This is a genomic window from Methylobacterium sp. FW102-HT35C08, assembly GCF_058790235.1.
This window is the reverse complement of sequence record NZ_JBYTCL010000002.1, coordinates 176441-196043: the sequence shown is the minus strand read 5'-3', so window position 1 is coordinate 196043 and position 19603 is coordinate 176441. Positions and strand designations below refer to the sequence as shown.

The following is a 19603-nucleotide window of genomic DNA, read 5'->3' as shown; positions in this document are numbered from 1 at the left end:
GGTAGCATTTGCGGATCTTTGCTTTAGGAGCGTATCGCCATGAATACGTCCGGTCAAACAATCTGTCTTTCCATGATCGTCAAGAATGAGGCGCATTGCATACGGCGTTGCCTCGATTCCGTCCGGCCGATCATTGATCATTGGATGATCGTGGATACGGGTTCGACCGATGGGACGCAGGATGTGATCCGCTCGGCCATGGCAGATCTGCCGGGCAGGCTAGTGGAGCGACCCTGGGTCGATTTCGCCCATAACAGGAGCGAAGCGCTCGCCTTGGCGCGCCCTCATGGCACCTACTCGCTGATCATCGACGCCGATGACGAACTGGTGATCCCGGCCGGCTATACGGTCCCGAAGCTCGATGTTCCCGGGTACACCTTCACGATTTTGGACCGCTTCACGGAGTACGCGCGCATTCAATTGGTCAGCAGCGCTCTGACCTGGTGCTATCGCGGCGTGCTGCATGAGTTTCTAGATAGCGAGGACAACTATTGGACGAAGCCGATGTCCTTGGTGATGCGGCGCGGCAATGACGGCGCGCGCCATCGCGATGCGTCAACGTATCGGCGGGACGCTGAGATCCTTGAGAAGGCGCTCGTCAACGAGAAAGATCTCTTCCTGATCGCCCGGTACACCTTCTACCTCGCGCAGAGCTATCGCGACAGCGACGAGCCCCGCAAAGCCATTAAGCATTATCTTAAGCGGTCAGAATTGGGTTTTTGGCACGAAGAAGTCTATATAAGTCTACTCAGTGCTGCATATTTGAAGGATTTTTTAAAGGACCCCGAGGATGAGATCCGGGTGCTCTTCGACCGAGCGATCTCGATCTGCCCGGAGCGGGCTGAAGCTCGTCACGGCGCAAGTCGTTTCTTTCGGCAGCGTGGTCAGCACGCCCACGCCTTCTTCTACGCGCAGGAGGCCCTGCACCTGAAGGCGCCCAGCGAGGCCTTGTTTTTGCAGAACTGGATCTATTCGTATGGCTTGCGCGATGAGTACGCGGTGAGTGCATTCAATACGGGGCAATACCGCGCCTGCTTCTCCACCTGCCTGGACATCCTTGATCAGGCGAACATCCCGCCGGACGTCCGGACGCGGATTGCCGGACTTGCGCGCGAGGCCTTGGCCAAGATGGTCGACCCCGCCTGGGGGTGTCAGCAATCGCCCTATAGCGCCGAGTTCTGGCCATGCTGGGAATTTGCCGCAGCGTGAACGCATCTTGCGGTCCGGTCCGGCTACCAGGGATCGCGTGTCGACCATGCCGATCCGAGGCGGTCGCCCGTCCTCTGGTGCCAAGCAGTGTGACGCGCCACGGTTTGCGGCGCGTCTCTGCCATCGGGATTGGCCGCGTATGTCAGGACAACGGCATCTCCCGAACACACCACGATCGCTGAGCGCTGAGGCCGACGAAAACAGATCCGTCCATCGCGTAAGTCGCTGCTTTATACAAGCTTGTAGCACGGATAGCCACATGTGCTATGGTGCATCAGCCAATTCGATCATGTAATATCGTGCGGGGTTATAATACCGCCGCATAGGTAAAGTATAGAAAATTTGTCTCGGAACGTTTCTGTCCGGATTACGCTGGGCAGGTCATCAAATTGCCCTATTGATCAGATGAATGCAAAATGCTGAATGCGGGAGGTGAGCGAAGCCCCGGCTTCATCCCCAGATCGTGACGCGGACAAGTCTCCAACGATGGCCGCAATTGTCCGACTTGCGCTTCTGCGCCCCTACACCTTCGTCGTGATGTCGATCCTGATCCTGATCTTCGGGGTCCTGTCGATCTTCCGGACGCCGACCGACATCTTCCCGAGCATCGGCATCCCGGTCATCAGCGTCGTCTGGCAATATACCGGCCTTCCGCCTGAGGACATGTCGGGTCGCATCGTCTCGGTCTTCGAGCGCTCGCTGACCACCACCGTCAACGACATCGAACACATCGAATCGCAATCGGTCCCGGGCTACGGGATCATCAAGATCTACTTTCAGCCCAGCGTCGACATCACGGCGGCCCAGGCCCAGGTCACCGCCATCTCACAGACGCAGTTGAAGCAGCTGCCGCCGGGCATCACGCCGCCCCTGATGCTGGCCTACAACGCGTCGAGCGTGCCCATCATCCAGCTCGCCCTGTCGAGCGACACGCTCTCGCAATCCGCCCTCAACGACCTCGCGATGAACTTCATCCGGCCCCAGCTCGCCACGGTGCCGGGGGCGCAGCTTCCCTACGCTTATGGCGGTGCCGCGCGGCAGGTGCAGATCGACCTCGACCAGTCGGCGCTCCACGCCCACGGGCTGTCGGCGGCCGATGTCGGCGCGGCGCTCGCCCGGCAGAACCTGATCACCCCTGTCGGCACGCAGAAGATCGGCAGCTACGAGTGGATCATCGATCTGAACGACTCGCCCAAGACCATCGAGGCGTTCAACGACCTGCCGGTTAAGGTGGTCAACGGCGCCGTGGTGTTCATGCGCGATGTCGCCCATGTTCATAACGGCTCGCCGCCTCAGACCAACGTCGTCCAGCTCGACGGCAAGAAGGGCGTGCTGATGTCGGTCCTGAAGATCGGCAACGCCTCGACCCTCGACATCATCGCCGGCGTGAAGGCGCGGCTGCCGGCCATCCAGGCGACCCTGCCCGCCGGCGTCGACCTGAAATACGTGGCCGACCAGTCGGGCTTCGTGAAGGAGTCGGTAGTAGCCGTGGTGCGCGAGGGCCTCATCGCCGCCGCGCTCACCGGTTTCATGATCCTGGTCTTCCTCGGCAGCTGGCGCTCGACCCTGATCATCACCGTATCGATCCCGCTGGCGGTGCTCTGCTCGCTGATCGCCCTGTCGGTCCTGGGCCAGACCATCAACGTCATGACTCTGGGCGGCCTCGCGCTGGCGGTGGGCATCCTGGTCGACGATGCGACGGTGACGATCGAGAACATCAACCGGCACATGGAGGAGTTCGGCGAGGACATCGTCACGGCGATCACCCGCGGCGCGCAGGAGATCATGCCGCCGGCGACCATCGCGCTGTTCTGCATCTGCATCGCCTTCGCACCGCTGCTGGCGCTCGGCGGGGTGGCCGGCTTCCTGTTCCGGCCGCTGGCCATGGCGGTCGTGTTCGCGATGATCGCGTCCTACGCGCTGACCTATACGGTGGTGCCGACCCTGGCGCGCTACCTTCTCAAGGAGCACGCCCACGGGGACGGGGCGCACGCGGAGCCGGGTTTCTTCGGACGGTTCCAGAGGGGTTTCGAGCGGCGGTTCGAGAGCCTGCGCCAGGGCTATCTCGGCCTGCTGGCGCTTGCGCTGGCGAACCGGCGCCTGTTCGCAGGCGGGTTCCTGCTCGTCGTCGGCCTGTCTTTCGGGCTGTTGCCCTATCTCGGCCGGGACTTCTTCCCGTCGATCGAATCCGACGCCCTGCGCATGCATGTCCGCGCGCCGACCGGCACCCGCATCGAGGAGATGACGGCGCTGACCGGGCGGATCGAGAACCGTGTCCGCGCGCTGCTGCCGCCCATGCGCGTCACCAGCGTCGTCAACAACATCGGCCTGCCGATCAGCGGCATCAACATCTCGTACGGCAACAGCGGCACGATCGGCACGTTCGATGCGGACATGCTGGTGACCCTGGCCGAAGGTGAGGTTCCCGCAGACGCCATCACCCGCGACCTGCGCAGCCGTCTGCCGCGGGAATTCCCCGGCGTGACCTTCTCGTTCCTGCCGGCCGACATCGTCAGCCAGATCCTCAACTTCGGCTCGCCCGCAGCCCTCGACGTGCAGATCGCCGGCCACGACATCGAGGGCAACCGTGCCTACGCGTACACGCTGCTGTCGCGGATCCGGCGGGTCGCCGGCGTCGCCGATGCGCGGATCCAGGAGCAGTCGAAAGGGCCGGCGCTCCGGGTCGATTTCAACCGCGCCCTGGCCGGCGTCGTCGGCCTGACCGAAAGCGACGCGGCCACCAGTGTCCAGGCGAGCCTCTCGGGCAGCACGCAGACGGCGCCGACCTACTGGCTCGACCCGCGCAACGGCGTCTCATACCCGGTCTCGGTCCAGACGCCGCAATATTCCATCGACACGCTCGGCGACCTCAACAACCTGCCGATCACGGCCGCCCGCTCGGAGCAGCTCCTCGGCGGCCTCTCGACCATCTCGCCCGAGCCGCTGAGCGCGGTGGTGACGCACTACAACGTCATGGGCACGGTCAACATCCTCGCCGCCGCGCAGAGCCGTGACCTCGGCGGCACGGCCGCGGATATCCAGAGGATCATCGACGAGACGAAGGGCGCCCTGCCCAAGGGCTCGACCGTGGCGGTGCGCGGCCAGGTCGTCACCATGTCGAACGCCTACCAGCAGCTGCTGATCGGCCTCGGCTTCTCGATCGTGCTCATCTACCTGCTGATCGTGATCAACTTCCAATCCTGGCTTGATCCGTTCGTCATCATCATGGCGCTGCCGGCCGCGCTCGCCGGGATCGTCTGGATGCTGTTCGTCACGCAGACGCACGTCTCCGTCCCGGCGCTGACCGGCGCGATCATGTGCATGGGTGTCGCCACCGCCAACTCGATCCTGGTGATTAGCTTCGCCCGGGAGCAGCTCGCAGAGGGCCTGAGCGCCCTCGACGCCGCCCTGGCGGCGGGCGCGACGCGGCTGCGGCCGGTGATCATGACAGCGCTCGCCATGGTGATCGGCATGCTCCCGATGGCGATCGAGCCGGGGCAGAACGCGCCGCTTGGCCGCGCCGTGATCGGTGGCCTGCTCTTTGCCACCACGGCGACGCTGTTCTTCGTCCCCGTCGTCTTCGCCATGGTGCATGGCCGCGCGCGCGGCCCGGCGGCTGCGTCGCTCCCCGGTGCTCTTCCCTCTCCGTCCGTCTGAGCTGGATCACACATGGACCCCGTCGAGACGCCAACGCCCTCCAAGCGCAAGGTCGTCGTGCTCCTGCTCGGCGTCGCGGCGGGCGCCGCGGCGCTGGCCTATACCGGCATCGCCGACCGCGCGAAGGGCATGCAGGAGGTCGAAGCCTGGACCGAGAGGCAGGCCGTCCCGACCGTCCGGGTGGTCCAGGCCCAGCGTGGCCCACGCGATCAGGAACTGTCGCTGCCCGGCACTCTGAACGCCTATTACACGGGGTCGCTCTACGCCCGCGCCAGCGGCTACGTGACGGCGTGGCACAAGGATATCGGCGCCCGTGTCCGCAAGGACGAGGTGCTGGCCGACATCTCGGCGCCGGATCTCGACCAGCAACTCGCCGAGGCCCGGGCGACGCTGGTTCAGCTCCAGGCTGCCGTCCAGCAGGCCCAGGCCAACGCGGATCTCAGCGACGCCACCAACAAGCGCACCGCCCGCCTCGTCACGCAGGGCTGGTCCAGCGAGGAGCGGGGCGATACCGACCGCTTCACCGCGGTCTCGCGGGCGGCGGCGCTGTCCGTCGCCAAGGCCAACCTCGTCGTCCAACAGGCCGTCGTGAGCCGCCTGGAGGAGCTGACGCGGTTCAAGCAGATCAAAGCGCCCTTCGACGGCGTCGTCACCGCACGCGCCGTCGATATCGGCGATCTCCTGACCGCCGGCGGCACGTCGGGGCGGCCGCTGTTCCGCGTCTCGGACATCCACCGGATGCGCGTCTACGTGAACGTGCCGCAAGGATTCCTGGCGGTCATGAAGCCGGGACTGAAGGCGTCCCTGCACGTTCCCGGGCAGGACGCCGCGTTCTCCGCCGCGGTGACGTCGACGGCCAACGCGGTGGCGGAGGATTCACGCAAGGGTCTGGTCGAGCTGCAGGCCGACAACCCCAACGGCGCGCTCTGGCCGGGAGCCTTCGTGGAGGTGCAGTTCCACGTCCCGTCGAACCCGGACACGCTGCGGATCCCCACGACGGCGCTGCTCTTCACCAAGAACGGCACCCAGGTGGCTGAAGTGCAGGACGATCATCGGGTCGCCCTGCGAACGGTCAAGCTCGGCCGCAATCTCGGCAACGACGTGGAGATCCAGAGCGGCGTGACGCTGGCACAACGTCTGATCGACAATCCGCAGGAATTCCTGAGTTCCGGCGACGTAGTCCAGATCGCCGGTGAATCCGCCTTGCCGCGGACCGCGTCAGCGGAATGAAGCCCAGCCGTTGAGAGGAGCCGAGCAGACGACGGCACCGTCTGCTTGCGCGCCGATCGACGATGCGGGATCCCACATGCGAGCTCCTGGGCCCGTCCCGTCGCTCGCCTGCCCGGAAGCCCGCTCGTTGAGGTGATGGTCTCGGCGGCGGCCCTAAGCCGCTCTGTTGCTCGATAGCGTCGGCTTAACAAAGATCAGTTTCGCCATCGCGCACCTGGTCCGCCGAAGATCTGCGAGCCGAGGTCGGTGTCTGCTCGGGAACGACATCCCGAAGCGCCGGTTTGACCGATGATCTCACCAGAGATCTTCGTTCCGTCGAATCGGGAGCACCCCATGAAAGCCGGACAGGTGTGCGCGGTCCTGGCCGCCGCCTTGCTCATCGGCGGCGCCCACACAGCCCAGGCTCAGGGCGGCGCTGCCGGCGGGGGCGCCGGCATGAGCGGCAGTCCGACCGGAGCCCAGGGGGCCGGGAGCGGCGCCGGCAGTCAGCCGAACACCGGAAGCGCAGACGACGCGAAGGGTCGGCCGCGCGAGGGCACCACTGATCCGCGCGGCACCGGCGGCTCCATGGGCGGCGGCGCCGGCAGCCCGGCCGGAACCACGGATCACTGACCAGCGGGTCCGCCGCAGCGAAAAGCTTAGCCGTAGGGCGACGGCCGGTCCCGCCCAGGGGCGATCGCATACCGCTCACGCCGGGGCTCGGACTCACCCTTGTTCCGCTCAGGCTTACCCAGCGCGCGGCTCTCACCTACCCGTAGCTGGACGTGGTTTGCGGGAGATGAATGCGTGGTGGATCAAACCGTGCGGAAGGCTGGGCGACTCAAGCGGCTCTGGCCGGGACGCGCTGCGGCGCTCCCTCCGGCACCGCGGCCGCTGCGAGCGATCGATCCAGTCCCCGTGCTGCCGCCGCGCGGCCTCACCGCCGCCGAGCTGATCGCCATGGCGCGCCAAGCCCGCGCGGTCGCGAGTCAACGGGATCCCGCTAAGTCCGCCGACGTTTCCTGAGGTCAGTCACGGTCTGCCGGGAGGTCCGCCTTGGGGCTGCTCGCCTTCATAGTCTTCGTTTGCCCGTGGATGGGCTTGGCCGGGCTTTTGTGGCTGCAGGAGCGGCGGAGCCGGCCACTCTGAGAGCGGTCCGGCCGCGCGGCGGACCTGCGGTCTGCTCATCGGCCTCAATTCTTCGGAGAGGCTGAAGCGCGCCTGATCCTCCGGCCGCCTTGCGCTGGAGCCTCCAGCCATCGGCGACCGGTTCGCACTCCAAGCCTGGCGGCTGGGAGCGAAGCTGTTCGCCGATGCGGCCTAATTTGGGAGCACATTCCCGTCCGGGCGGCCTATCGTGACCGTAATCCCATCACAGATCGGCACAAGCGCCGGTTGGAGGGTTGCGTGTCCGTTCCGACTCGTGAAGCCGCGCTCCCGCGCCTCGCTCCGGATCACCGGCCGCGAGAGCCTTTGCACGATGGCCGGCATCAATCCGCTGTCGGGCCGGATGCAACGCTGCGCCCTCACGCTTGATCATCCGATCCAGCACCGGCCGGCGATCCTGGCCGACTTGGCGGTTTGATCGCCTCCAACCCCCGACACCGCTCCCAACAAGAACGAGGTATCGATGATGACGACGCGACGCTCGGTCCTGACTGGAGCGCTGGCCCTGTCGGCGACCAAAGCTCTGGCGGCGGCTCCCTTGCGGGTGATTGCCTCCTCGGTGCCGCATGCGGAGATCCTGCAATACGTCACCGGGACGCTCGCTCCGGGCTTTCCCCTGAAGGTGATCGAGATCAGCGGCGACGTCCGGCCGAACGCGCTCCTGCGGGACGGCGATGCCGATGCCAATTTCTTCCAGCACGTCCCCTATCTCCGCGCCGAGGAGGCGGAACTGGGGGTTCAGTTCGCGGTGGTCGCCACCGTCCATGTCGAGCCGCTCGGCATCTACGCGCGGCGCGTGAAGACGCTGGCGGAAGTGGCCAAGGGTGCCCGGGTCGCCGTCGCGAACGACGTGACCAACTTCACGCGCGGGTTGAAGCTCCTCCAGGCGAACGGACTGGTCCGCCTTCGGTCCAGCGATGCGGGGGCCTTCGCCACCCTGCAGGACATCGCCGACAATCCGAAAGACCTGCGGTTTGTCGAGGTCGCGCGGTCGCAACTGCCCCGTTCCCTGGACGATGTCGCGCTCGCGGTCATCAACGGTAACGACGCGCTGGAATACGGCCTCGTCCCAGCCCGCGATTCGCTGGCGCTCGAACGCGCCGAGGGCAATCCATACGCCAACGTCCTCGTCACGACGCAGGCCCTCGCCAAGGACGAGCGGATCCAGCGCCTCGCCTCACTGCTGACGTCGGCTGAGGTCGCCCGTTTCATCCAGGATCGTTACAAGGGATCGGTGATCCCGGTCCGAGCCGCGTGACGGCAGCCCCTAGGCTCGCCGTAGCTTAATCCGCGGCTTCGGATGTTTTCGATCGTGGCACGACAGAAATCCCGATCTTTGCGCGAGATCGGATTGAGCCTCGGAAGCCGCCACGATCTTGCAGCGGGGAGATTGTTCTCCAAAGCACCGGTTGATCAGAGGGCCTGATCTCGCGTGCCGGAAAGCTTTGGCCTTTGCTCGCCTTGACCCTGGGCAAGCGGCCAACGGATAAACAAAGCCCGACCTTCCCGACGTGTCGCGGACCGGCGCGTCCCGACAAGGGAGACCCGTTTGGCCGCGTCCGTATCGCCGCCGCCCGATCGCCAGGCCGGCGCAAAGCTCATTCGATTCGAGCAGGTGTCGAAGGTCGATCCGATCCCGGGCGGTGCGGACCCGATCACGGCGCTCGCCGGCGTCGACCTCACCGTGCAGGCCGGTACCATCCACGGGATCATCGGGCGCTCCGGCGCCGGCAAGTCGACGCTGATCCGGCTCATCAACGGCCTGGAGCGTCCAAGCAGCGGACGCGTCTTCATCGGCGACGTGGAGGTCTCGCGGCTGACCGAGCGGGAGATGCGCACGGTCCGAAGCCGGGTCGGCATGATCTTCCAGCATTTCAACCTGCTCTCGTCGCGCAGCGCCGCCGACAACGTCGCCCTGCCCCTGGAACTCGCGGGTTGGAAACGCGGCGCGATCCGCGAGCGGGTCGCGGAGCTTCTCGCGCTGGTCGGCCTCGACGCGGAGGCGGCCCGCTATCCGGCCGAGCTGTCGGGCGGGCAGAAGCAGCGGGTCGGGATCGCGCGGGCGCTTGCGACCGGGCCGGAGGTTCTACTCTCGGATGAAGCCACATCGGCGCTCGATCCCGAGACAACCCGGTCGATCCTGACCTTGCTCAAGCGGATCAACGTGACCCTCGGGCTCACGATTGTGCTGATCACCCATGAGATGTCGGTGATCCGGGCGGTCGCCGATGAGGTTGCCGTGATCGAGGGAGGCGCCATCGTAGAGGCTGGTTCGGCCTTCGAGGTGTTCACCCGGCCACGATCCGACATCACCCGTCGTCTTCTGGCCACCGAGTCCGGGCTCGCCTTGCCGCCGGGCCTTGCCGCGCGGATCGGCGCCGCGCCGCGCCCCGGCGCCGCACCGGTGTTGCGGCTTCACTTCCAGGGGCCCGGCGGCGATGCGGGGCTCGTTGCGCGACTGGCCCGTGAGACCGGGATCGAGGCGGCGATCCTGGCCGGCACCGTGGACGAGATCGGCGGCCAGCCGTTCGGCACGCTCGTCGTCGCGCTGTCCCCGGGACCGGAGGTCGTCGCCCGGGCCCAGGCATTCCTCGGTGCGGCGGCGACCACGGCGGACCTCCTCGGCTACCTCGATCGGGCAGAGGAGGCAGTCCGTGTCGCCTGACTATCTCGGGCTCCTGTCCGAGGCGACGCGCGACACCCTGACGATGGTGGCGCTCTCCGCCGTCATCGGGACCCTGGTCGGGCTGCCGCTGGGCGTGTTCTTGGCCACGAGCCGGCGGGGCGAGCTCCTCTCCGCGCCGGCCCTGAACGCGGCCCTGGGGCTTGTGGTCAACGCAACGCGTTCAACGCCCTTCATCATCCTGGTCGTGGCAATCATCCCGTTCACCCGCCTCGTCGCCGGCACGTCGCTCGGAACCGGCGCCGCAGCCGTTCCGCTTACGGTCGCGGCAGCCCCCTACATCGCGCGCCTCGTGGAGGCGGCGATCCGCGAGGTCGATCACGGGCTCGTCGAGGCGGCCCGCGCCTTCGGAGCGAGCCCGGCACAGATCATCCGCAAGGTGCTGATCCCGGAGGCGCTGCCGGGCATCGTGCTCGGGCTGACCCTGGCTGTCGTCTCGCTCATCGGCTATTCCGCGATGGCTGGCGCGGTCGGGGGCGGCGGCCTCGGGGATCTCGGGATCCGCTACGGCTACCAGCGTTTCCGGCCCGAGATGATGGCCGCCGTCGTGGTCGTCCTGATTTTGCTTGTCCAGGTGGTCCAGATGGCAGGCGACCGGCTCGCCCGACGCGTCAACCGACGCATCCGTCGCACTTGACCGATCGGAGGAGCCGAGTGCCCCCGCGTCCGGCCCGTGTCGCGTGCGCAGGTCATGAGGGCGCATGGTCGATTCAGTGCCTTGAGCCCAGCCCCCTTCGAATCGTTGCGCAGCCTGCACGACTAAGCGATCTATAAGACCATACTTTTCAATATATCCTTTTGATCGCTTCAGTCACTTCGATACCTATCGCCTAGCAATGATCTATTGATAATCGGTAGGAATCTGATTTTCTGCTGTGGAACGGCTACAGAACGTAAAAATGGTCCGGAATAACTTGGATGTTGATTTCTAGATCCGGACCCGCGCGGAGATCGTCCGTCGGACTCTGGGCGATCATCATTGGGTCCGCGATAGTTCCGTTTGGTCTGTTCATGGCGATCGGAGCGTTCTCGATTGGCCGTCTCGGCTTGATCAACGACGTGAATCGCTCCGTCGCCGCAGAGATGAGAGCGGTGGCGATCCTGGGAACCATGAAACAACTGAGCCAGGAGCTGCGCGCCCTCGACGTCCTGGCCCACACCGCGTCGTCCGACGAGAGCCGCCGGACCTTCCGCGCACAGAGCGCCCGGGCACAGTAAGCCTTGTCGGAGGCCTGGAGCGCCTACGCGCCGACGGTGACCGGACCGAAGGAGCAGCGGCTCGCCCATGGTCTGCGGGAGGCTTGGCAGCATTTCCTTGCCGTTGAGGCCGAGGCAGCCGCCCTGGACCAAGCCAGTGAAATGGAACTCGCCGGCAGCGTGATCACAAACGCTCTGCAGATCGATTCGGCGGATTTCTCGAAGGCGATCGACGTTGTGCTGACCTATCGCGAGACCAGAGCCGTCGAACAGGCAGCGGAAGCGGATGCGGTGGGCATCGTTGCGCGGCTGTCGATCGCCGCGGCCATGGCTGTGGCTGCTGCCTTCACGGGTTGGATCGCCTGGTTGATCCTGCGCAGAGTGGCTGCGCCGAACGCCGCGATGATTCGCGCCATGCAGCACTTGGCGGCGAACGATCTCGCCGTGGCACTTCCGGCCGCAAAGCGGCAGGATGAACTCGGCGCGATGGCCGGTGCGCTGCGGGTATTCCAGGAGAGCGTGCTGCAAGCCCGGGCGCGCGAGGCGGAGGCCGATCGGACGCGCGTCGCGGTCGAGCAGCAGCGCCGGATCGCGATGCAGGCAGTGGCGGCGGCTTTCGAATCCGCGATGTGCGAGATCGTCGGGACGGTGGCGTTGGCTGCGGCCGAGCTGCGCGGGACGGCCGACCGGATGCAGTCTGCGGCGGGGGAGACCGTGACCCGGTCGAGCACGGTGGTGGCCGCCGAGGAGGTCGGCTCCAATGCCCGATTGATCGCGGCCGCCGCCGAGGAACTCGGCACCTCGGTTCAGGAAACGGGGCGCCAGGTCCAGATGACGGCCGCGATGGCCAGCGGTACCGCCATCGAGGCGGAGCGGATGACGACGCGCGTCCAGGCACTGAGCGGCGCCGCGGAACGGATCGGGGACGTCGTCCGGATCATCGCCAGGATCGCGGCGCAGACCAATCTCCTCGCTTTGAACGCCGCGATCGAGGCGGCCCGGGCCGGGGAGGCCGGAAGAGGCTTCGCGGTGGTGGCCGCCGAGGTCAAAGTCCTCGCAGGACAGACCAAGCAGGCGACCGACGACATCACGCGACACGTCGCCGTCATCCAGAGCTCCACCGCCGAAGCGGTCGGTGCCATGACGGACATCACCGCCCGGGTCGACGACTTGAACCGGGCCGCCGCCTTGATCGCCGCTATGGTCGAGGAGCAGGGAGCCGCGACACGGGAGATCGTGCGCGTCGCGCAGGCCGCCCAGGGCACCGGCGTGGTCGGCGCACACAGCGCCGGCCTGGCCGAGACCGCTGAAACTCTGGGCGCGGCAGCGATCGGGATGCTGGACCAGGCCAGCGCCCTGTCGCGCGACGCCGAGCGCCTGAGCGACGAGGCCGCCCGCATCCTCGACAGCATCCGGGCCGCCTGACCCGTGACGAGGCCCGGTCACGATGGAACATGCCGCATGAGTCGGACACGAACTGCCTGGCTGCTCGCCCGGTTCTTCGGAGGTGCCCTGGCGGCGCTCGCCTGCGGCGCGGGTCAGGCCCTCGCGACCACATTCGGCGTCGCGATGACCCTGCCGGTTGCGTCGACGCCGCGTCTGCACGACAGCCTTGAGGAGCACGCGAGAGCCCGGAGCCTCCTGTTACGCTTTGCCTATGCCCCCGAAGGGGCCGCCGAGCAGCAGATCGCGCAGGTCCGGAATCTCATCGCCGCGAAGGTCGACGCGCTGCTGGTCATGCCGGTCGTGCCGGCAGTGACGGTCACGATTACCCGCCTGGCCCGCGAGGCCGACATCCCGCTGGTCTACATCAACGACGGGCCGCGCGAGGATTGGTTGGCCGGGCGGATCGCTCTCGTGATCCCGAGCGACCTCGTGGCGGGCCGGCTGCAGATGCGCAAGCTCGCCCAGATGATGAACGGCAAAGGACGCCTCGCGATCCTATCAGGCCGCCCCGACGACGCGGGCTCGATCCTTCGAACGCGAGGCATCAAGGAAGTGATGGCCGCGTTTCCGGGCCTTCAACTCGTCGCCGAAGGCGCCGCCGATGGGGAGCGGAGGAAAGCCAGCACGTTGGTTTCCGGATGGCTCGCCGACGGCACCGGCATCGATGCGATCGCCGCTAGCAACGACGCGATGGCGCTCGGCGCCGCGGACGCCGTCGAGGCGTCCGGGCTCCCCGCGGGGCGGATCCTTGTCGGTGGTATCGGTGCGACCGCGGACGCCATGCAGGCCATGCAGCAGAAACGCCTGGCGGTGACCCTTCACCAGGACGCCACGCTGCAGGGCCGCCGGGCGATCGACGACGCTCTGGCGCTGATCGCGCATCGGCCCGTGCCGCAATACGATTGGGTGCCGTTCACGCTGGTGACGGACCGAATCTCGACCATGCAATTCTCGAAGTAGCCTGGCCCGAGGCTCCTGCCCCCGGACCTGTCGCGCGGGGCCTCGATCTGCTATGCAGGGCGCGTCAATCTGCGCGCGTTCTGAACGGGCGTTCGCTCGCGCCACGGCTGCGAATCCGCGGCTTGTAGGAGTTCGGAATGACCGTCCGGCCCGCGAGTCCGGAGCCCGATGCCGGCGCGGATCCGGGGCCGGGCCACGCATGCCTGCACGGTCGGTCCGAAGGCGGCTGCGCCGCCTGCGATGTCCGCATGATCAGCGTTTGCGCCGCACTCACCGGTCCGGAGCTCGAGCGCCTGGAAGCGGTCAGCCAACGGATCGCGCTCGATCCGCGGCAGATCCTGTTCGCTCAGGATGATCGGGCCGACGCCGTCTACAACGTCACCGAGGGGACCATCCGTCTGTCCCGCCTCCTCCCCGACGGGCGCCGCCACGTGATGGGCTTCGCGCTCGTCGGCGATTTCCTCGGCCTCGCCCTTCCGGAGCGTTTCACCGTCACGGCCGAGGCGCTCTCGCCCGTATCGCTATGCCGCTTCGATCGCCGCGCATTCACGGCGCTCGTCGAGGACGTGCCGCACCTGCTGCGGCGTCTTCACGAGCGTGTCGGCTATGAACTCACCCTGGCGCAAGACCACATGATGCTCCTCGGACGGCGGACCGCCGAGGAAAAGGTCGCCGCCTTCCTGCTCGGCCTGCGGGCGCGCTACGCGCGGATCGGGCTCACCTCGGTGACGCTTGAGCTGCCCATGGGCCGCCAGGACATCGCCGACCATCTGGGTCTCACCATCGAGACGGTGAGCCGGATGCTCACCCGCCTGGATCGCGAGAGGGCCATCCTGATCGTGCCGGGCGGCGTGCGGCTCGTCGACGCCGCCCGGCTGGAGCAGCTGGCCGCCAGCTGAGCGGCGCCTCTCAATGCGCCATCAAGCAGCAGATCGCGGTGCTCTGAAGGACGTCTCGGGTCGCGCCGCCGAAGGCCCATTCCCGAAGGCGGGAATGGCCGTAGGCACCCATGACGATCAGGTCGGCCTCCTGCTCGCGGGCGAACCGAAGGATCGCGTCGCCGTCGCTCACGGTCGTGGTCAGCAGGTGCGTCGTCACCGAAGCACCGTGGCGCGCCAGATGGCGGGCGACATCCTGCGCGCCCTCGAACCGGGCGCCCTCGCCTGCCGTCACCACGAAGACCTGATCGGCCGAGCGGATGAACGGCAGGGCCCCGGACACGGCCCGGCGTGCCTCCGGCGTATCCTTCCACGCCACGACGATGCGCCGTCCCGACAGGTCGGCCACCCGGGGCGGGACCACCAGGACGGGCCGGCCGGCCTCCATGAGAATGGGACCGAGCGCGAAGCCGAGCGGGCCCGGATCGAGGTCGCCCGGAGCAGCGCGTCCGACCACCAGGAGGTCGGCGGCCCGGCCCTGCTCGATGATGTGGACGAAGGGCCTTTCGGTGGCACCGCGCCAATCGGTCCGGGCGGTCTCCCCGGCACATCGGGCGAAGACGTCGCGAGCCCGTTCAAGCTCCTGCAGGATCTCCCCCCGCGCGCGGTCGAACTGGGCCTGCGCGTCGCGGATATCGTGCGCGAACAGCGGCGCCGGGACCTCCGCGGCGGCGGCCCCGGTCAAATCCGCATCGAACTGGCGCGCGAGGCCGGCCGCGAGGCGGATGCGGTCGGGTGCGGTCTCAGCGAGATCCACCGAGACGAGGATGTTGGCGTAGCTCATGGCGGCCTCCTCGAGACCTGTCGTCCGGCCCCAGGGCAGCAGTGTCGGCGCAGCCGTCGGGCGGAGCCTTGATCCAGCGCAAACGGCGAGGCCGAGCCCGCCGCCTGCCTGTGCCGGGTCAGGCTTTGCGCTGGATCAAGGAACGGCGCCCCGGAGCGCGCCAGAGGTCGCGGGTCCGTTCCTCCGGAGACCGCGATGTCCGCCCTCGAACTGCCCAGTGCAGTCAACCTCGCGCGAACTCAATTCGCGCTCACGATCGTCTGGCACTTCCTGTTCCCGGCCTTCACCATCGGGCTTGCGAGCTATCTCGCGGTGCTCGAGGGCTTCTGGCTGCGGACCGGCAAAGCCGTCTACCTCGATACCTACCGCTACTGGCTGCGGATCTTCGCCATCGCCTTCGCGATGGGCGTCGTCTCGGGTTTGGTCATGAGCTACCAGTTCGGCACGAACTGGTCGGTCTTCGCCGATCGCACCGCGCCGGTGCTCGGACCCCTTCTCGGCTACGAGGTCCTCACCGCCTTCTTCCTGGAGGCTGGCTTCCTCGGGGTCATGCTGTTCGGCCTGGAACGGGTGGGCAAGCGCCTGCACTTCCTGGCGACCTGCCTGGTGGCCGGAGGCACGCTCACCTCCGCCTTCTGGATCCTGTCGGCTAATTCCTGGATGCAGACGCCGACAGGCCACGTGGTCGGGCCGGACGGGCGCTTCGCCCCGGCCGATTGGTGGGCGATCGTCTTCAACCCGTCCTTCCCGTACCGCTTCGCCCATACGGTCACGGGCGCCTATCTCACCACCGCGATGATTATCGGAGCGGTGGGCGCGTGGCACCTGTTGCGCGACCGTGCCAATCCGCGCGCCCGGCTGATGTTCTCGATGGCCATGTGGATGGCGGCCGTCGTGGCACCGGCCCAGATGATCATCGGCGACCTGCACGGCGGCAATTCCTACCAGCATCAGCCGGCCAAGGTCGCCGCCATGGAAGGACACTTCGATTCGGAGCGGCGCGCGCCCGCGATCCTGTTCGGCTGGCCCGACGCGGAGGCCGGAATGGTGCGGGATCGCATCGGCATACCCGGCCTCGCCAGCCTCTACCTGACGCACGATCTCGACGGTGAGGTCCGCGGCCTCAACGACATGCCACGGGAGACCTGGCCGACGAACCTGCCGCTGGTGTTCTGGTCCTTCCGGGTGATGGTCGGCCTCGGCCTTCTGATGATCGCGCTCGGCCTCGCGGGGCTGTGGTTGCGCCGGCAGGGCCGGCTCTACGATACCGGGTGGCTGCACCGCTTCGCCGTGGCCATGGGGCCGTCCGGACTGATCGCGGTCACGGCCGGATGGACAGTGACCGAGGCCGGCCGGCAGCCCTTCACGGTCTACGGGGTCCTGCGCACCGCCGACAGCGTTTCGCCAGTGGCGGCCCCAGCCGTCGCCGCCTCGCTGGCCGCCTTCGCGATCGTCTACCTCGCGGTGTTCGGGGCGGGCATCTGGTACCTCCTGCACCTGTTCAACCAGGCGCCCCACGCCCACGAACCGGGGCCGCCCACCGATCAGCCGATCCGCACCGCCGGGATCACCCCCGCACCCGCGCTCATCGCCGGTGCGCAGGCGGCCGGCCGTCCCCTCGCCCAGCCCGCGGAGTAAACCCGATGTCACTCGATCTCACGCTCATCTGGGCGCTGCTCATCGCGACGGCCGTCTTCCTCTACGTGGTGATGGACGGCTTCGACCTCGGGGTCGGGATCCTGTTTCCGGCCGTCCGCGGCAAGGCGGAGCGGGATGTCATGGTCAACACGGTCGCCCCCGTCTGGGACGGCAACGAGACCTGGCTCATCCTCGGCGGGGGCGGGCTGTTCGCGGTCTTCCCGCTCGCCTACGCCACCATCCTGCCGGCGCTCTACATGCCGCTGATCCTGATGCTGCTGGCCCTTGTGTTCCGCGGCGTCGCCTTCGAGATGCGCTTCCGCGCCGCGACCGTGCGATCGCAAGCTCTGTGGGACCGGTCTTTCTCGTGGGGCAGCTACGTGGCGGCCTTCTGCCAGGGCATCTGCCTCGGTGCGCTGGTCCAGGGCATCCGGGTGGAGGGCCGCGCCTATGCGGGCGGCTGGTGGGACTGGCTGACACCGTTCTCGCTCCTGACCGGGGCCGCCCTCGTCGCCGGCTACGGCCTGCTCGGCGCGTGCTGGCTGATCTGGAAGACCGACGGGGAACTCCAGCTTCGGGCCTACCGGCTGGCGCGGCGGCTCGGATTCGTCACCCTGGCGGCGATCGTGATCGTCTCCGCCGCCATGCCGTTCCTGAGCGCGGCCTTCAGGGCCCGCTGGATCGCTTGGCCGAACCTCGTGCTCGCCGCGCCGGTCCCGATCCTGGTCGCGCTCCTAGCCTGGCGGTTCTTCGTGGCCCTCGAGCGGCGCGCCGAGGTGACGCCGTTCCTGTGCGCGCTCGGGCTGTTCTTGCTGTCGTATGTCGGGCTCGGAATCAGCCTGTGGCCGATGATCGTCCCGCCGGCGATCACGATCTGGGACGCGGCCACCCACCCGAGCAGCCAAGCCTTCCTGCTCGCCGGCGCCGTCGTGCTGGTCCCGATGGTGCTGGCCTATACCGGCTACGTGTACTGGCTGTTCCGCGGCAAGGTCGCGGCCGGCGCCCCGGGCTACCACTAGGAGAGCGGGCCATGACCTCGGAGACGAAACCCGGTTCATCCCTGCGCCGGCTGGGCTGGTTCATCGTTCTGTGGGCCGGCGGCGTCGGGGGCCTCACCGCCGTGGCGCTGCCGCTGCGGTGGCTTCTGAAGGCGGTGTGAGACCCAAGCAGACGCCGCTTCGCCTCGGGTGACGCGGCGTCTGGCGTCACCGCATCACGAACGGGTTCTCCGGCGCATCGCGGCTGGTCGAGATCCAGACGCTCTTGGTCTCCAGGAACTCGCGGATCGACTCGATGCCGCTCTCGCGGCCGATGCCGGAGCGCTTCATGCCGCCGAACGGCATCATGTAGCTTACCGCCCGGTAGGTGTTCACCCAGACGGTGCCGGCCCGCAATCCCTTCGACATGCGCATGGCCCGGCCGATATCCTGGGTCCAGACACCGGCCGCCAGACCGTAGATCACGTCGTTGCCGATTCTCAGTGCCTCCGCCTCGTCGTCGAAGCCGATGATCGACAGGACCGGGCCGAACACCTCCTCCTGGGCGATGCGCATGTCGTTGGTGACGCCGGTGAAGATCGTCGGCTCGACGAACTGCCCGCCGATCACCCCGGGTCCGGTGACCGGGTTGCCGCCGAACACGCAGCGCGCGCCCTCGCTCTTGGCCAGCGCGATGTAGTCGAGCACCTTCGCGTATTGCGGCGGCGTGGTGATCGGTCCGATGTTGGTGTCGGGCTGCATGGGATCGCCGAGCTTGGCGGTGCGGGCGAGCTCGACCAGCCGCGTGACGAATTCCTCGCGGATGCTGTTCTGCACGAGGAGCCGGGAGCCGGCGATGCAGGTCTGCCCGGTGGCGGCGAAGATCCCTGAGATCGCGCCCGCCGCGGCCGCTTTCAGGTCGGCATCGGCGAAGACGATGTTGGGCGACTTTCCGCCGAGCTCGAGGGAGACGCGCTTGATCTGGCGCGCGGCCGCCTCGTAGACCTTCGCGCCGGTGACGTCCGAGCCCGTGAAGGTGATCTTGGCGACGTCCGGGTGCTCGACGATGGCGGTCCCCGCCTCGCCGCCGTATCCGGTGACGACGTTGAACATCCCGTCCGGAAGGCCGGCCTCCTTGGTCAGGCGCGCAAATTCCAGCGTGCTGGCGGAGGCGAATTCCGAGGGCTTCACCACGACCGCGCAGCCGGCCGCGAGCGCGGGCGCGCATTTCCAGGCCACGAACAGCAGAGGCGAGTTCCAGGCGGTCAGCGCCCCGACCACACCGACGGGTTCGTGCCGGGTGAACGCGAAGGTCTCGGGCTTGTCGATCGGCACCTGGGCGCCCTCGACCTTGTCGGCGAGGCCCGCGTAGTACCACCACCATTCTGGCTGGTAGCGGGTCTGGCCGTACATCTCGGCGAAGAGCTTGCCGTTGTCGCGGACCTCGACCTCGGCCAGCGCCTTGGCCTCCCGCTCGACGAGGTCGCCGATCCGCCGCAGCACCTTGCCGCGGGCCGAAGCGGTCATGGTGGCCCAGGGCCCCTCCCACATGGCGCGCTTGGCCGCGGCCACGGCCCGGTCGACATCGGCGCGTGAGGCGCGCGGTATCCGGGCCCAGGCCTCACCGCGATAGGGATCGATCGACTCGAACCACGAGCCCTCGACCGGATCGACGTGCTCACCGTCGATGTAGAGCTGATAGGTCTTCACGGCGTGCATCTCCGGGCTGAGATGCCCG

Annotated in this window: 15 protein-coding genes; 13 read left to right on the top strand and 2 right to left on the bottom strand. The window is 67.6% G+C overall.

The window, feature by feature from the left end; all coding sequences use genetic code 11:
- Positions 1 to 39: 39 nt before the first annotated feature.
- From AC3WSN_RS01075 to AC3WSN_RS01030, 10 genes are all read left to right on the top strand, one after another.
- The gene (locus AC3WSN_RS01075) at positions 40 to 1209 is read left to right on the top strand and encodes a glycosyltransferase (protein WP_492535753.1); all 1170 of its coding nucleotides are present in this window, start codon (positions 40 to 42) and stop codon (positions 1207 to 1209) included.
- A 486-nt stretch (positions 1210 to 1695) separates the two neighbouring features.
- Complete coding sequence (locus tag AC3WSN_RS01070) at positions 1696 to 4866, top strand: efflux RND transporter permease subunit (protein WP_492535752.1); 3171 nt, start codon at positions 1696 to 1698, stop codon at positions 4864 to 4866.
- Positions 4867 to 4878: 12 nt separating this feature from the next.
- Positions 4879 to 6096: an efflux RND transporter periplasmic adaptor subunit gene (locus tag AC3WSN_RS01065; RefSeq protein WP_492535750.1), complete on the top strand. Its 1218-nt coding sequence runs from the start codon at positions 4879 to 4881 to the stop codon at positions 6094 to 6096.
- A gap of 333 nt (positions 6097 to 6429) precedes the next feature.
- Entirely contained in the window at positions 6430 to 6708 is a 279-nt protein-coding gene (locus AC3WSN_RS01060) for a hypothetical protein (protein WP_492535748.1), read from the top strand.
- A gap of 997 nt (positions 6709 to 7705) precedes the next feature.
- Positions 7706 to 8500: a MetQ/NlpA family ABC transporter substrate-binding protein gene (locus AC3WSN_RS01055; RefSeq protein WP_492535747.1), complete on the top strand. Its 795-nt coding sequence runs from the start codon at positions 7706 to 7708 to the stop codon at positions 8498 to 8500.
- A 291-nt stretch (positions 8501 to 8791) separates the two neighbouring features.
- Positions 8792 to 9907 carry a methionine ABC transporter ATP-binding protein gene (locus tag AC3WSN_RS01050; RefSeq protein WP_492535745.1) on the top strand — a complete coding sequence of 372 codons (1116 nt, stop codon included), beginning with the start codon at positions 8792 to 8794 and terminating at the stop codon, positions 9905 to 9907.
- Positions 9897 to 10562, top strand: a complete 666-nt coding sequence (locus tag AC3WSN_RS01045) for a methionine ABC transporter permease (RefSeq protein ID WP_492535743.1) — start codon at positions 9897 to 9899, stop codon at positions 10560 to 10562. The genes AC3WSN_RS01050 and AC3WSN_RS01045 overlap by 11 nt, the downstream gene beginning before the upstream one ends.
- Before the next feature lie 617 nt (positions 10563 to 11179).
- Positions 11180 to 12547 (top strand): methyl-accepting chemotaxis protein, encoded by a 1368-nt coding sequence (locus AC3WSN_RS01040; RefSeq protein ID WP_492535741.1) that lies wholly within the window; start codon positions 11180 to 11182, stop codon positions 12545 to 12547.
- Between the two features lie 36 nt (positions 12548 to 12583).
- Complete coding sequence (locus AC3WSN_RS01035) at positions 12584 to 13528, top strand: substrate-binding domain-containing protein (protein ID WP_492535739.1); 945 nt, start codon at positions 12584 to 12586, stop codon at positions 13526 to 13528.
- 137 nt (positions 13529 to 13665) lie between these two features.
- Positions 13666 to 14427, top strand: coding sequence for a Crp/Fnr family transcriptional regulator (locus tag AC3WSN_RS01030; protein ID WP_492535737.1), 762 nt, complete (start codon positions 13666 to 13668; stop codon positions 14425 to 14427).
- Between the two features lie 10 nt (positions 14428 to 14437).
- Here the strand turns inward: AC3WSN_RS01030 and AC3WSN_RS01025 are convergent, their stop codons facing one another.
- Positions 14438 to 15250: a universal stress protein gene (locus tag AC3WSN_RS01025; protein ID WP_492535735.1), complete on the bottom strand. Its 813-nt coding sequence runs from the start codon at positions 15248 to 15250 to the stop codon at positions 14438 to 14440.
- A 195-nt stretch (positions 15251 to 15445) separates the two neighbouring features.
- On the opposite strand from AC3WSN_RS01025, the gene AC3WSN_RS01020 reads away from it, so the two are divergent.
- From AC3WSN_RS01020 to AC3WSN_RS01010, 3 genes are read left to right on the top strand one after another with little or no spacing between them, the layout of a single operon-like run.
- The gene (locus AC3WSN_RS01020; protein ID WP_192706991.1) at positions 15446 to 16888 is read left to right on the top strand and encodes a cytochrome ubiquinol oxidase subunit I; all 1443 of its coding nucleotides are present in this window, start codon (positions 15446 to 15448) and stop codon (positions 16886 to 16888) included.
- 5 nt (positions 16889 to 16893) lie between these two features.
- Positions 16894 to 17907: a cytochrome d ubiquinol oxidase subunit II gene (cydB, locus tag AC3WSN_RS01015; protein ID WP_492535732.1), complete on the top strand. Its 1014-nt coding sequence runs from the start codon at positions 16894 to 16896 to the stop codon at positions 17905 to 17907.
- Between the two features lie 11 nt (positions 17908 to 17918).
- Positions 17919 to 18047 (top strand): DUF2474 family protein, encoded by a 129-nt coding sequence (locus AC3WSN_RS01010; RefSeq protein WP_192706989.1) that lies wholly within the window; start codon positions 17919 to 17921, stop codon positions 18045 to 18047.
- Positions 18048 to 18093: 46 nt separating this feature from the next.
- Here AC3WSN_RS01010 and AC3WSN_RS01005 read toward each other — a convergent pair whose 3' ends face one another.
- The gene (locus AC3WSN_RS01005) at positions 18094 to 19575 is read right to left on the bottom strand and encodes an aldehyde dehydrogenase (RefSeq protein WP_492535730.1); all 1482 of its coding nucleotides are present in this window, start codon (positions 19573 to 19575) and stop codon (positions 18094 to 18096) included.
- Positions 19576 to 19603 lie beyond the last annotated feature (28 nt).

What these genes read in the sequence shown, in the direction of transcription:
- cydB (WP_492535732.1), top strand. Translation starts at nt 16,894, where the DNA reads ATGTCACTCGATCTCACGCTCATCTGGGCGCTGCTCATCGCGACGGCC.
- AC3WSN_RS01030 (WP_492535737.1), top strand. Translation starts at nt 13,666, where the DNA reads ATGACCGTCCGGCCCGCGAGTCCGGAGCCCGATGCCGGCGCGGATCCG.
- AC3WSN_RS01035 (WP_492535739.1), top strand. Translation starts at nt 12,584, where the DNA reads ATGAGTCGGACACGAACTGCCTGGCTGCTCGCCCGGTTCTTCGGAGGT.
- AC3WSN_RS01065 (WP_492535750.1), top strand. Translation starts at nt 4,879, where the DNA reads ATGGACCCCGTCGAGACGCCAACGCCCTCCAAGCGCAAGGTCGTCGTG.
- AC3WSN_RS01010 (WP_192706989.1), top strand. Translation starts at nt 17,919, where the DNA reads ATGACCTCGGAGACGAAACCCGGTTCATCCCTGCGCCGGCTGGGCTGG.
- AC3WSN_RS01025 (WP_492535735.1), bottom strand. Translation starts at nt 15,250, where the DNA reads ATGAGCTACGCCAACATCCTCGTCTCGGTGGATCTCGCTGAGACCGCA.
- AC3WSN_RS01020 (WP_192706991.1), top strand. Translation starts at nt 15,446, where the DNA reads ATGTCCGCCCTCGAACTGCCCAGTGCAGTCAACCTCGCGCGAACTCAA.
- AC3WSN_RS01075 (WP_492535753.1), top strand. Translation starts at nt 40, where the DNA reads ATGAATACGTCCGGTCAAACAATCTGTCTTTCCATGATCGTCAAGAAT.
- AC3WSN_RS01060 (WP_492535748.1), top strand. Translation starts at nt 6,430, where the DNA reads ATGAAAGCCGGACAGGTGTGCGCGGTCCTGGCCGCCGCCTTGCTCATC.
- AC3WSN_RS01055 (WP_492535747.1), top strand. Translation starts at nt 7,706, where the DNA reads ATGATGACGACGCGACGCTCGGTCCTGACTGGAGCGCTGGCCCTGTCG.
- AC3WSN_RS01070 (WP_492535752.1), top strand. Translation starts at nt 1,696, where the DNA reads ATGGCCGCAATTGTCCGACTTGCGCTTCTGCGCCCCTACACCTTCGTC.